Source organism: Anianabacter salinae, assembly GCF_019061145.1.
Classification (GTDB): Bacteria; Pseudomonadota; Alphaproteobacteria; order Rhodobacterales; family Rhodobacteraceae; genus Anianibacter; species Anianibacter salinarum.
In genome coordinates this window covers 297,370-310,227 of record NZ_JAHQZS010000002.1, presented here as the reverse complement: position 1 = coordinate 310,227, position 12,858 = coordinate 297,370, and the positions used below count along the sequence as shown (strand labels likewise).

At 66.9% G+C, this 12,858-nt stretch carries 12 protein-coding genes and 1 tRNA gene; 10 read left to right on the top strand and 3 right to left on the bottom strand.

Annotated elements, in window-relative coordinates; genetic code table 11:
* Positions 1-151: 151 nt before the first annotated feature.
* Positions 152-982 carry a DUF2059 domain-containing protein gene (locus tag KTJ87_RS06095; RefSeq protein WP_267138211.1) on the bottom strand — a complete coding sequence of 277 codons (831 nt, stop codon included), beginning with the start codon at positions 980-982 and terminating at the stop codon, positions 152-154.
* Positions 983-1,134: 152 nt separating this feature from the next.
* On the opposite strand from KTJ87_RS06095, the gene KTJ87_RS06090 reads away from it, so the two are divergent.
* Positions 1,135-1,224 (top strand) — tRNA-Ser (locus KTJ87_RS06090).
* A 161-nt stretch (positions 1,225-1,385) separates the two neighbouring features.
* Here KTJ87_RS06090 and KTJ87_RS06085 read toward each other — a convergent pair.
* Positions 1,386-2,543 carry a CaiB/BaiF CoA transferase family protein gene (locus tag KTJ87_RS06085; protein ID WP_267138210.1) on the bottom strand — a complete coding sequence of 386 codons (1,158 nt, stop codon included), beginning with the start codon at positions 2,541-2,543 and terminating at the stop codon, positions 1,386-1,388.
* A 105-nt stretch (positions 2,544-2,648) separates the two neighbouring features.
* Entirely contained in the window at positions 2,649-3,122 is a 474-nt protein-coding gene (locus tag KTJ87_RS06080; RefSeq protein ID WP_267138209.1) for a MarR family winged helix-turn-helix transcriptional regulator, read from the bottom strand.
* Positions 3,123-3,268: 146 nt separating this feature from the next.
* On the opposite strand from KTJ87_RS06080, the gene KTJ87_RS06075 reads away from it, so the two are divergent.
* The 9 genes from KTJ87_RS06075 to KTJ87_RS06035 all read left to right on the top strand — a co-directional run bounded on the left by KTJ87_RS06075 (position 3,269) and on the right by KTJ87_RS06035 (position 12,853).
* Positions 3,269-4,330, top strand: a complete 1,062-nt coding sequence (locus KTJ87_RS06075) for a hypothetical protein (protein WP_267138208.1) — start codon at positions 3,269-3,271, stop codon at positions 4,328-4,330.
* The gene (locus KTJ87_RS06070) at positions 4,327-5,574 is read left to right on the top strand and encodes a 2-hydroxyacyl-CoA dehydratase family protein (protein ID WP_267138207.1); all 1,248 of its coding nucleotides are present in this window, start codon (positions 4,327-4,329) and stop codon (positions 5,572-5,574) included. The genes KTJ87_RS06075 and KTJ87_RS06070 overlap by 4 nt, the downstream gene beginning before the upstream one ends.
* Positions 5,571-6,689, top strand: a complete 1,119-nt coding sequence (locus KTJ87_RS06065) for a CaiB/BaiF CoA transferase family protein (RefSeq protein ID WP_267138206.1) — start codon at positions 5,571-5,573, stop codon at positions 6,687-6,689. The genes KTJ87_RS06070 and KTJ87_RS06065 overlap by 4 nt, the downstream gene beginning before the upstream one ends.
* Positions 6,686-7,672 (top strand): CoA transferase, encoded by a 987-nt coding sequence (locus tag KTJ87_RS06060; protein ID WP_267138205.1) that lies wholly within the window; start codon positions 6,686-6,688, stop codon positions 7,670-7,672. Before KTJ87_RS06065 ends, KTJ87_RS06060 begins: the two co-directional genes overlap by 4 nt.
* Complete coding sequence (locus KTJ87_RS06055; RefSeq protein WP_267138204.1) at positions 7,669-8,862, top strand: CaiB/BaiF CoA transferase family protein; 1,194 nt, start codon at positions 7,669-7,671, stop codon at positions 8,860-8,862. Before KTJ87_RS06060 ends, KTJ87_RS06055 begins: the two co-directional genes overlap by 4 nt.
* Positions 8,863-8,886: 24 nt before the next feature.
* On the top strand, positions 8,887-9,882 hold the full coding sequence (locus KTJ87_RS06050) for a TRAP transporter substrate-binding protein (RefSeq protein ID WP_267138203.1): 996 nt from the start codon (positions 8,887-8,889) through the stop codon (positions 9,880-9,882).
* A 55-nt stretch (positions 9,883-9,937) separates the two neighbouring features.
* The gene (locus KTJ87_RS06045; protein ID WP_267138202.1) at positions 9,938-10,426 is read left to right on the top strand and encodes a TRAP transporter small permease; all 489 of its coding nucleotides are present in this window, start codon (positions 9,938-9,940) and stop codon (positions 10,424-10,426) included.
* Positions 10,423-11,718, top strand: a complete 1,296-nt coding sequence (locus KTJ87_RS06040) for a TRAP transporter large permease (protein ID WP_267138201.1) — start codon at positions 10,423-10,425, stop codon at positions 11,716-11,718. Before KTJ87_RS06045 ends, KTJ87_RS06040 begins: the two co-directional genes overlap by 4 nt.
* A 76-nt stretch (positions 11,719-11,794) precedes the next feature.
* The gene (locus tag KTJ87_RS06035; protein ID WP_267138200.1) at positions 11,795-12,853 is read left to right on the top strand and encodes an acyltransferase family protein; all 1,059 of its coding nucleotides are present in this window, start codon (positions 11,795-11,797) and stop codon (positions 12,851-12,853) included.
* Positions 12,854-12,858 lie beyond the last annotated feature (5 nt).

The following is a 12,858-nucleotide window of genomic DNA, read 5'->3' as shown; positions in this document are numbered from 1 at the left end:
GGCCCCGGAGTTCCCGGCGTTCCGGCCCCTGCTGGGACCACCTCGGACAGCGCGCCCGTCTGGGGGCGACTTTGAAATGAATCACCGGCAGCTTGCGCCACCGGAGAGAGGCCGCTGTATCGCGGCGAATGGCCCGCCTGTCAAGGGCCGGTCAAAGCTCCTGCCCGCCGACAAGCTGCGCCGCCGCAAGCCCGAGATCGCGAGAGATGTCGACGAACAGCACATCGAACGCCGCAAAAATGGCGCGGGTAATCTCCTGCCCCGCCTCGCTGCGCGAAAAGGCGACATAGGCGGCCAGATCGTCATCGTCGAGTGGCCCGTAGGCCAGCGCGGTGTAGGAATAGACCCAATCCACGGTCGACTCTCGGATGGCGGCTTCCTGCGCCCAGACGTCGCCCGCGATCTCGCTGTCGGTCATTCCGCCCGGGAACGCGCCGCCCGCACCGAGGCCCTTGTAGAAGGCGAAATTGGAATTGAGCGTGCCGACGACGTTGCTTTCGACAAGCCCGTTCACCTCGGCATACTCGCGCAGCAAGGCGACACGCCCGGGGTCTTCATTTGCGAGCCGCGCGAAGGCCTCAAGCGCCGCCTCTTCCACGCTGTCGTCCAGCATCGCCTCGCGCGCGGACAATTCCAGCGCGACGATCCTTTCGCCGCGGGGCGATCCGAAGAAGTCGATCATTGGGCCGATGTCGGTCCCGTCCAGCGCGGCTGCGAACTCTGCGCGCACCGTCTCGCCCATGCGGCCGCTGTCGTAGATCCGGTCGACCTCTGCCTGCCAGACCGCGCCGCCGCGCCCCGGAAACAGATCGTCCCGGATCTGGTCGCCGTAGGATCTGCCTTCTTCGACCATGATCGGCAACAGTTCCGGAAAACCCAAAAGGTCATACAGCCGGTCGACATCGCTGTCCTGCGCTTGCGCAGGCAGACCGAACGCCAGGAGCGGCGACAAGACAAGGGCAGACAGGGTTTTGCGCAGCATGGGACGACCTTTGACCGTTTGTCTTCAGATACGCCGCCCTGCCCCGGTTTCCAAGCCTGAGCCTCGATTGCAGCCGGAAAGGATGCACCGCAAAATCCCTGTTGCACCCGGAATCCCGATGCCTTAGACGGCCCGCCTACAGACCCTTCAGCGGAGAGGTGCCGGAGTGGTCGAACGGGGCGGTCTCGAAAACCGTTGACCCTTCACGGGGTCCCAGGGTTCGAATCCCTGTCTCTCCGCCACCGCTTGCCCGCGCGAGCGCAGGTGAGCTGTGAAACCGCAATAATTTCCGGATTTCATGGCGATAGCCCCCGGCCAAGGGGTGCTTGCCCTGGTCGTCAGGCGATCGTGTCTATCCCCCTGAGATAGCAAATTTCGATGTGGCCGCGCGCGGCCGTCCGTATCAGCCCGCGTCCACTCGCCCGCGCAGGCTGGCCAGAACCGCCTCGGTGTCGGCCCCCAGTTCAGGCGCGAGGCTTGCCACGCCCGGCCCGTCCCGGCCAAAGCGGAAACCGGCGTTCAGGACGCGCGATCCGTCCGGCAGGTCTTGGAACAGGTCACGGCCTTGCAACTGTTCCATCTCGATCGCCTCGTTCAGCGGGCGCACCTTGCCTGCGGGCACGCCCGCCGCCGCCAGGTCGGCCTCCCATTCCGCGGCCGTCCGGTCGGCAAAGCGCTCGACCAGCAGGGGACGCAGCGCTGCGTCATGGCTCAGGCGCGCGTCGGGCGTCGCAAAGCGCGCATCCTCCAGCAACTCGGCACAGCCAAGCGTGCGGAACAGGCGCGCCACCTGGACCTGCTGCACCGCGCCGATGGTGATCTCGCCGTCGGCGGTCGGAAACGTGTCGGCGGTGGGCGCGCCGGAGAAACCGCGATTTCCCGCGCGCACAGGCTCTTGCCCGGACAGGAGCATCGGCACCACGACCGAGCTCATCATCACCATGGTCGCGTCCAGCATCGAGACGTCGATCACCTGCCCTCGCCGCGCCGGATCACGTTCGCGCTGCAGCACCGCAGACAGGATCGCAAAGGCCGACAGCAGCGCCGAATACGTGTCCACGACCGGAAAGCCGATGCGTTCCGCCGCCTCGCCCTCGTGCCCCGACAACAGCATAAGGCCCGAAACGCTCTGGATGACCTGGTCGATGGCGGGGAAATCGCGCAACGGGCCATCCTGCCCGAACCCCGAGACCGAGCAGCAGATCAGCGAGGGATGCGCCGCCGACAGCGTCGCGGGGCCAAGCCCCAGCCGGTCCGCGACCCCGGGGCGGAAATTCTCGACGACCACGTCCGCCGTCGCCACCAGGTCGCGGGCGGCGGCGCGGCCCGTGTCGGTCTTGAGGTCGAGCACGACGGATTTCTTGCCCGCGTTCGCCCCGACAAACGGCTCTGCCATACCGCGCCGACCCGGATCACGGGTGTAGTAGCGCATCGGATCCCCGGCGGGCGGCTCGACCTTGATGACCTCGGCCCCCAGAAGATTGAGGAACTGCGTAGCAAGCGGACCCGCGATCACATGGCTAAAATCCGCGATGCGTATCCCGTCAAGCGGCTTGGCCATGGCGCGATCCTTTCCCTGCGACCGAGCCGCGTTGCCGCCAACATCAGGTCAAACTGGTTTCCAAAAGAAACGGAATGTGCGGTTCTGTCAAGAACCTCGCAAGCCTCAAATCCGGTCGGACGCGCCCGAATTATCGATCAGGCGCCACAACAGCTCGAACAGCATCGCCCGTTCGGCAGAGGTCAGCGGCGCCAGAAGATCCTCTTGCAAACGGGCCATGTCGGGGCGCATCCGCGCCAGGCGCGCCGCCCCCTCGGTGGTCAGATACAGCGCATTCAACCGCTTGTCCGCGCCTTCTTTGCGCCGCTCGATCAGGCCTGTGCGCTCCATCTCGTTGACCAGCTTGGTCAGGGCGGACTTGCGCAGCACCACCACCTTGGCAAGGTCCTTCTGGGTCAAGCCGGGGTTGAGCCCGATGAGGTTGAGCACCGCAACCTCGCCGCCCGCAACCTCGTGCGTGGCAAAGAAAGACGCGTTGCGCTCAAGGATCTCGGATCGCAGGATCCGTGTCACGAAGGACAAGTCTTCTGCCAGATGCCCCAGGATCGGGGCGTCTTGAGGCTCGGGTGGCTTGTCCATCGTCCTGAGGCTCCGCTTGGGTCGTTCTTCGCTATGCCGCAGACCCGGGCTTGTCAAACTTTGCTGTTGACAGACTCGCAAAACAGTTTCCAAGATGAACCAGTTTTAAGACCCAGTCTTAAGGCATAGTCGCAAGGGAGGGCGCAGTGCCGGTTCATGCCACGTTGGAGCACGCCTTCAGGACCCGCGCGGACGGTGCGCGCGCCGCTGGCGCCGCGCGTGTCGGCGTGTTCGGCGAGGGCGTTCCGCTGCCCCTGATCGCGGCGATGGGCGGGCTGGCCTTGGACATCAAGGCGCCGCCCCTGAGCGATGCAGCCGATGGCCCGCACTCTGCAGTCGTCGCCGCCGTGACCGAGCCGTTCCTCGACGCTTTCGCCGCGCGCTTCCTGCACCGCTTTGCCGCCGGGGCCTTCGACAGCTACGCCACGCTGATCTTTGCGCGCGATGACGTGGCCGGTCTGGCGTCCTACCAGTATGCGCTGGAACTGCGCCGCTCCGGCCGGCTGCCTGCCACGGGGCCCCGCCTTTACCTGTGGAACATGCTGCACAGCGACAGCCCCCCGGCACTGGCCTTCAACAGGACAGAGCTTGCGCGGCTGAGCGACCATCTGGCCGAAACGCTTGGCTCGGTGCCCGACCCGGACAAGCTGTCCGCCGCCGTCGCTGGTGAAACCCGCCGCGCAAAGGCCGTCGCGTCCCTGCCCTCCGGCGGGGCCGAGGCGTTCGTGGCACGCAATGCCGGGCGCTGGATGACGTCAGAGGACCACACAGCCGCCCTCGGCCCAGTGGCGCAGACGGACGGTCCACACATCGCGCTGGTCGGCAGCGCCTGTGACGTTCCCGTGATGCACGATCTCTGCTCCGGGTTCGGCCAGGTTTGCGCCGATCTTCAGGACTATGGCCGCCCTCGCCCAATCGCCGAAAATGCCGCCGACCTCTTGCAGAGCCTCGCGAAGGATCCCCTTGCCGTCCGTGCCGCGCCGCCAGACCGTTTCACCCGCGCATTGCAAAGCGGCACCGAGACCGCCGAGCTCGTCGTCGCCAGCATGGACAGCAACGACGACTCGTTCGGCTGGGAACTGCCGATCCTCAAACGCGCAACCGAGGCGCGGGGTGCGCGGTTCCTGAACCTCGGGTTCCGTCCATTCCGCCCGGATGCGGCATGGCAGGACAGGGCGCGCGGCCGCATCGCGGAGGCTTTGGCATGACCTGCGCCGCCGCCGCGACTGCGTATCAGCGCGACTGGCTCAAGGGTCTGCGCGCGCAGATCACCGCCGGAACCGCCTACGCCTTCGTCAACGCCGACACCCCGCACGAGCTGTTTCATTTCATGGGCGTGCCGATGGTCACGAACCAGTGGTGGTCCGCCGTGATCGCCGCCAAGCAACTGGCCCCGCACTACTTCGACCGGATGGAGGCGCTGGGGTTCCACGCGCACCTGCCGCGCTATTCCAGCTTGCCGCTGATCGCGCAGATGGAGGCGGATTTTGACCGCCAGCCCTGGGGCGGGTTGCCCGCGCCCGCGATCCTGTGCGCGCGCGCCAGCTCGGACGAGCATCCGCGCATCTTTCAGCGGTGGGCCGAGTTGACCGGCGCCGACCTGCACATCCTGTCTGCTCCGGCGGTGCCTGATCCCGCGCCGGACTGGTGGGCGCAGGCGCGCACGGACTGGGAGGGCCTATACGGCAGCGCCCGGCTCGACCTGATGGTCGCCGAGATGGAGCCGCTGATCGCAGCGCTCGAACGCCTGACCGGACGCGATTTCGACCTTGCCGGGTTCGCCGCCTACATGGCGCGCATCGACGAACAGGAACGCATCCTGGACGAGGTCGCGGACAAGATCGCGAACGCCAAAAAATGCCCCATCGGCATCGCCGAGCAGATGCCGAACGTGATGATCCCGCAATGGCACCGGGGGTCGGACTGGGCGCTGTCGCATGTCTGCGCCTTCCGCGACGAGATCGACGCCCGCATCGCAGCGGGCGAGGCAGTCTGCGAGGGCGAGCGCACGCGGATGATGTGGATCGGTGCGGGCCTGTGGTTCGACACGTCGTTCTACCGAGCCTTCGAGGACAGCCACGGCGCGGTTTTCGCCTGGTCGATGTATCTGCCCTTTGCCGCAGACGGCTACATCCGGGCCGATCACGGCGATCCGCTGCGCGCGCTGGCCGCAAGGGTCTCGGCGATGAACGAACAGTTGCACCAACCGCCGTGGGTCAACGAATGGCTGGTCAAGGAAGCCCAGCGCTGGCGGATCGACGTCGCCGTGATGCTGGTGCCCGAGCATGACCGGTTTTCCGGCTACGGGTCGTATTTCGCGCGCGAGGCGCTGAAGGCGGCGGGCGTTCGGGTGGTCGAGATCCTGTCCGACATGGTCGATCCGCGCGACTGGGACCGCGCCGCGATGGAGGCGCAGGTGCGCGCCGCGCTGGACCAGAGGGAGGCTGCATGATGGGCGCGCTGGACGGATTGAAGGTCGCGGATTTCTCTTGGGTGGGCGCCGGGCCACGGTCCACCAAGGATCTGGCGGACAACGGGGCCGAGGTGGTCAAGGTGGAATCCTCCCGCCGTCTCGATCTGGGACGCCGGTCGCCCCCCTTTGCAGGGGGCGACCGGCGCAACCACGATGCGTCGGTGTTCTTCGCGCAGACCAACACGTCGAAGAAAAGCGTGACGATCAACCTGTCGGACCCGCGCGGGGTCGAGGTGGCCAAGCGGCTGGTGGCCTGGGCTGATGTGGTGGTCGAGAATTTCGGCCCCGGCTACATGGATCGCATCGGTCTGGGCTGGGAGACATTGCAGGACATCCGCCCCGGGATCATCCTTGCCAGCGTATCTGTCGCAGGGCGCACCGGCCCGATGGCGGGGTTTCGCGGCTACGGCAATTCCGCTGCGGCGTGGTCGGGCCATTGCGACATGACCGGCTGGCCGGGATCGGAGCCGCATATGCCGCCGCTTGCCTACGGCGATGTCGTCGCGCCGATGATGCTGACGGTGGCGATCCTGTCGGCGCTGGAACACCGCGACCAGACCGGCCACGGCGTGCACGTGGATGTCAGCCAGATCGAGGCGATGGTGCATGTCGCGGGTGATCTGTTCGCCGCGATGCCGGGCGACAAGCCCGCCAACGGCGACCCCGAGATGCACCCGCACGGCGTGTTCCCCTGCAAGGACGGCCAGTGGATCGCCATCGCCTGCGAAACCGACGCGCAGCGCACGGCGCTGGCGACCGTGGTGGGCAGCCCGCTGGAGGATCACACGGCGGATTGGGACATCGGGGCACTTGAGGCGGCGCTGGTGGCCGCGAGCATTCCGGCTGCGGCTGTCCTTGACGGCAAGGGGCTGTCGGAACACCCGGCGCTGAACGCGGCGGGGCATTTCGTGGCGGTCGATCATCCGATGATCGGCACGGCGAAGATGCCCGCGCCGCCCTATGCGTTTTCTGACACGCCGTGCCATGTCGGCGCCTCCCCGTGCCTTGGCGCGGACAATGCGCAGGTCTTTGCCGAGATCGGGCTGACCGAGGCCGAGGTTGCAACACTGATGGCGGCAGGGGCGCTGGCATGACGCTGCTTACCGGCATCAAGGCCGTGGTCCTTGCCGATCACCTTGTCGATTTCGGCGGCAGCATGCTGGCACGGCTTGGGGCCGAGGTGATCCTTGCCAGCGCCGCGCCCGTGACCGAAGCGCGCGCCAAAGCGTGGCACAAGGGCATGATCCGTTCGGACGCGCCACTGGTCGAGCTTCTGGACGGTGCCGACATCCTGCTCGACGACCGCCGGAGCGATCCGCGCGCCGGTGTCGATGCTGTGGCTGCGCGGCACGAAAGGCTGATCCACGTAATCGCGACCGCGTTTCCGGGCGCGCATCGCCCCATGACCGACCTCACGCTGATGGCGCAGTCCGGGCTGATGCACGTCACCGGCACGCCCGACCGGCCCCCGCTGCGGCTGCCGGGCGAACAGGCTTATGCGCTGACCGGCATACAGGCGGCGACGGCGGCGCTGATGGGGCTGAGGGCGCGGCGGCTGACCGGCAGGGGCCAGCGCATCGCGCTGTCGGCGCTGCAATCGGCGGCGCTTGCCAATTACCGCGAGGCGGTGATGTATGAACACACGGGCCGGATCGGCACGCGGCGCGGCAACATGCTGGTGCGCGGCAAATCGGGTGTGCGGCAGATCTGGCCTTGCGCGGACGGCTATGTGACGTGGTCGATGATCGACAATCCCGGCATGATGCGGGCGCTGGTGCGGGTGATGCAGGCCGAAGGCGCTGCGGGCGAACTGGCCGCGATCGACTGGGACGCGATCCTTGTCGCCGACACCGATCAGGACATCATCGACCGCTGGCAAGGCGTCGTTGCGGCGTTCTTCGTGCAACATGACCGCAAGACGCTGGCCGACTGGTCGCTGGACCACGGCTGGGGCCTGTCGCCGGTGATCCGCCTGTCCGAAGTGCGGGATACACCGCAGATGAAGGCGCGCGGGGTCTTCGACGCGGACGGCGTGCCGGGGCCGCTGTTCGCGGTGCATAAGAGGCGCGGATCATGAGCGCGCTCAGCGGTCTGCGTGTCCTCGATTTCTCGCGGCTGCTGCCGGGGCCGTATTGCACCTGGCTTCTGGCCGATCAGGGCGCAGAAGTGATCCGCGTCGAGCATCCGCGCGAACTGGCCAAGCAGGCAAAGGTCTTTGGCTGGGACAAGCTGGACGATGCGGGCCGTGCGCGGCAACGGGCACGCGACATGCTGGCGCGCGGGAAGAAATCGATCTGCCTCGATCTTGGCGAGGCGTCGGCGCAAGGTGTCTTGCGCGATCTGGCAGCAACGGTGGACGTGGTGATTGAGGACTACAGGCCGGGGGTGCTGGACGGCCTGAACCTTGGCCATGCCGCCCTGTCCAAAGGCAACCCCGCCCTTGTCTATACCTCCCTTACGCTGTGCGGCCAGACCGGCCCGTTGCGCGACAAGCCCGGACATGACCCGGTGGCGCTGGCGCTGGCCGGTGTCCTCAGCCGCACCGGCGAAGACCCGGACGCACCCGGCCTGCCCGGCTTTGCCGCCGCCGACGTGGCCACCGGCGCCCATGCGGCCTTTGCCACGCTGGCGGCGGTCATGCAGGCCCGCGCCACCGGCCGGGGACAGCATGTCGATGTGGCGATGGCCGATTGCTCGCTGGTGCTGCTCGCCAACCTGATCGCGCGCTACGAGGACCACGCCGAGATCCCGCCGCGCGGCACCCGGCGGGCCGATATGGGTCTGTGGCGCTGTGCCGACGGCGAATGGCTGGTGACGACCGATATGGAGCCGCGCTATTGGGCCGCCTTCTGCACCGCGATGGGCCGCCCCGAGTATGCCACCTGGCAGATGGACCCGGCGCGCCGCCGCGAGATCCGCGACGGGCTTCAGGCGGTCTTTGCCGCCAGGCCCCGCGCGCATTGGCTGGCGCATCTGGAGGCTGCGGGAACGCAATTCGCCCCGGTCAACACCCTGGCCGATGCCCTGCAAGAGCCGCATTTCCGCGAGCGTGGCATGGTGATCGCGCTCGACGCCCCCGGCGGCGCACTGACGCAGGCGGGCCCGCCCGTCCGGCTTGGGCCGTTCACGGCGCCCGCGCCCGCCGCCCTGCCCGGCACCCACACCGCCGAGGTCCTGACCGGCCTTGGACTGACCCAAACTCAAATAAACGCGCTTGTGCAAACACAGGCGCACCAGACCGGGCCATCAACCCCGGCACGACCCTGAAACATCCGCAAGGGAGGACAAACCATGCTTCGGACAACGGCACTTGTGACACTCTGCCTCGCCGCGCTGCCCGCCTGGGCCGCCGACTTCAACCTGACCTACGCCTCGCCCTATACCGAGATGCATCCCTACGGCGCCGCCGATGCCGAATGGATCGCCCGCATCGAGGAACAGACCGGCGGGCGCGTGGACATCACGCCCTACTGGGGCGGTTCGCTTGTCACGTCGCGCGAAGGCGTGGACGAGTTGGCTGCAGGCGTCGCGGACGTCGGCTATATCGCGCCGATCTATGCACGCTCGGGCTATGACATGAACCGCCTCGTGCCGGGCATGTTCTATGGCTACACCGACCCCGAGAAGGTGCTTCAGGTCTACATGGACCTTGTCGAGACCTATCCGGTCTTCGCCGAGGAACTGCAGGGCGTGCACGTCGTCGGCTACAACGTCGGCACGCCGATGCACCTCTTGCTGCGCGACAAGCCCGTCGAGACGCTGGACGACCTTCAGGGCCTGCGCATCCGCTCGGCAGTCGACTTTATCGGCCCGCTGGCGGCCTTCGGCGCCGAAGGCGTGACGATGCCCATGACCGAGACCTATCCGTCGCTGGAAAAGGGCGTCGTGGACGGCGTGATCGCCCCCTACGAGGCGCTGAAATCGCTCAGCTTCGCCGAGGTGGTCAAGTATTACTCCGAACTGCCGCACTCGCGCGGGGCCTATCCGTCGCGGGGCGTGAACAGCAGCGTCTGGGACAGCCTGCCCGAGGACATCCAGCAGGTGTTCGACGACAACGCGGAATGGCTGAGCCTGCGCACGCTTGAACTGGCGCAAGTGGCCGAGATGGCGGGCCGCACCTATGGCGAGGAAGAAGGCGTCGTCTTCAACACCGTCGCGCCCGAGGTCGTGGCCGAATACTCCGAGACCTTCGCGCCTGCGATCCAGGAGGTCGCGGACGGCCTCGATGCGATGGGCAAGCCCGGCTCCGAAGTGCTGGGTGCGATCCGCGCGGCCTACGCCGAGTAACGACTGACCGGCGGCGCGGAGGGCGCGCCGCCGGGTTTCATCTGGAGGCAACCCGATGCGAGCCGTCGAAACACTTCTGCGCGCCGCCGTGCGCGGGGCCGCCGCCCTGGGCGTGCTGTCGCTGGTGGCGCTCATGGCGCTGACGGTGGTGACGGTCGCCTTTCGCGCCGCCGGAATCGCCTTTCCCGGCACTTATGTGCTGGCCGAGTTGCTCTTGATCCCGACCGTGTCCTGCGCGCTGGCCTTCGCCGCCTGGGACGACGCACATACGCGGGTCGAATTGCTGGTCCAGACCTTCCGCACGCGCGTTGCAGGCGCGGCGCAGGGGCTTACGCTTCTGGCTGGAACGGTCTTCTGGGGCTTCGTTCTCTACGCCGGGATCGAAGAAGCGCTGCGCCGGGGCCGTCAGGGCGAGACGACGCCGCTTCTGGACATTCCCGTCGCGCCGTTCCGCTGGCTGATGGTGGCGGCGATCACGCTTCTGATTTCCATATGCCTTCTGCGCGGCCTTCAGTTCATCGCGGGCCGGGAGCGCCGGACATGACACCCGTTCTGGCAGGCATGGTCGGCATCGGCACGATGTTCGTCTTCATCGCCTTCGGGATGCCCATCGGCTTTGCCATGGGTCTGGTCGGCATCCTTGGTTTCGGACTGCTCATCAGCTTTCACGCGGCGGTCATCAAGGTTGGCGTCATCGCGTTCGATCTTGCGACCAACTATGCCATCGGGACCGTTCCGCTGTTCCTGTTCATGGCGCATGTGCTGTTCGCCTCGGGGATCGGGCACGACCTGTTCGACTTCGCGGCGCGGATGCTGGGGCACCGGCGCGGCGGGCTGGCCATGGCCACGGTCGGCGCGTCGGCCGGCTTTGCGTCGGTCAACGCCTCGTCGCTGGCCACCACCGCGACGATGGGCCTTGTCGCCCTGCCGGAAATGCGCCGTCATGGCTATTCGCTGTCGCTCGCCTCTGGATCGGTGGCCGCAGGCGGGACGATCGGCAGCCTGATCCCGCCGTCGGGCATGTTCATCATCTACGGCATCCTGACCGAGACCTCTATCGGCGACATGTTCGCTGCGGGCATCATACCCGGCATCCTGCTGGCGCTGTTCTACATGACCGTGATCGCCATCCTCTGCCGCATTCGGCCAGCGGCAGGCCCGGCAGGTCCGCGATATGGCTGGCGTGAGCGCTGGCAGGGCTTTCTGCGCACTGGCGACGTGATCGTCCTGTTCGTCTTCGTAATGGGCGGCATCCTTTGGGGCTGGTTCACCCCGACCGAGGCCGGTGCGATGGGCGCATTCGGCGCGCTGGTGATCTCTGGCATCCGGGGCAAGCTGAGCGTCGCGGCCCTGCGCAAGGCCGTCTACGACACCCTGCGCACCACGGGCATGATCTTTGGCATCTTGTTCGGCGCGCTGGTGTTCAACGCCTTCGTGACGGTGACGACGATTCCGCTGAACCTTGTCGGCTGGGTCAGTTCTGCCGAGTTGCCTGCCCTCGCCGTGTTGCTGATCATCCTCGCGCTTTACCTGCTGCTGGGCATGATCCTAGACGCCTCGGCGATGATGACCCTGACCGTGCCGCTGTTCTTTCCGCTCGTGACGGGGCTGGGCTACGACGCGGTGCTGTTCGGCGTGCTGGTGGTGCGGATGACCGAGATCGCGCTGATTACGCCGCCCGTGGGGATGAACGTCTATGTCCTGAGCGGCGTGGCGCGGGATATCCCGCTGACGACGATCTTCCGCGGGACGACGCCGTTCGTGCTGGCCGACCTCCTCCATGTCGCGCTGCTGATGGCGGTCCCTGCGCTGGTCCTGTGGCTGCCGTCGTTGTGAGCTTGCGAATGTCAGAGACTTCCCCAACGTCAGGAAGTGCGCTATCCGCGCATGACATCGGCAAGTGGGTCTCTGGATGGATACGCGGCGCTACCTCACCCTCGACCTGATCCGCGGCCTGTGCGCGGTTGCTGTCGCGTGCTACCACTTCGCCACCTGGAACTATGGACTGACAATCGAGAGCGCAGGCGCCTTCGGAGTCTATATCTTCTTCATCCTTTCAGCGCTTGCGATGATGATCAGCCATGCCGAGCGGTTTCATCACAGCATCGACGCCGAGGGCCTTTATGACTTCTTCGCCAAGCGGATCGCCCGCATCCTGCCACTTCTCATGCTGGTTGCGCTTGCCATGTTCCTGCGTGCGGCCGTGCGGGGGCAGCCGATGGACAGCGCCCTGCCGCAGGCGATCCTGACCGGAACTGCGGCCTTCGGGTTCCATCTGCCCGGTTATCTGTCGAACGCCGTCGGCGCGTGGTCGCTGGGGATCGAGGCGATGTTCTACGTCGTCTTTCCGCTGGTCGCCCTGGCCATGGCGCGGATCAGCAGCGCCCAGCTTGCGGCGGCGACACTGGCGGCCATCCTGTTCCAGCAGCTTCTGATGTGGGTGATCGCGCCACTGGGGCAGCCGGATCACTGGTACTTCTACGCCACGCCTCTCACCTTCGCGCCATTCTTTGCATTTGGGCTCTGGGCTTGGCGTATCGGCCCCGCCGACGATCCACGCATGTTCTGGGCAGCGCTGGCGGCGCTAGTTTTCGTGCTCGCTTTCTCGATCGTCGACGGGCGCGACATCTACCGTGCACCCCTGGCGTACTTGGGGCTGAGCGCCCTTTCGGCGATCGTCGTTATGGCCGCCTTCCGCGCGCGGTGTCCTGCAATGCTGGCTAGGCTCGCGGTCTGGCTGGGCGAGATCAGCTATGCACTGTACCTGACCCACTGGTTCACCAACGAGGTCGTCACCCGGCTGGTCGCGCGTCTGGGCGAAGTACCCGCGGCCCTGCATCTTGCGATCTTCCTCGCGGTGGCGATGACCGTCGCGGCCGCCACCTACCGCCTGTTCGAGCGGCCCGCGCGTGTCTTGATCCGGCGGCGCATGATCGGGGGTGGCAAAGCGCCCTCCATGACGGCACCCTGACGGCA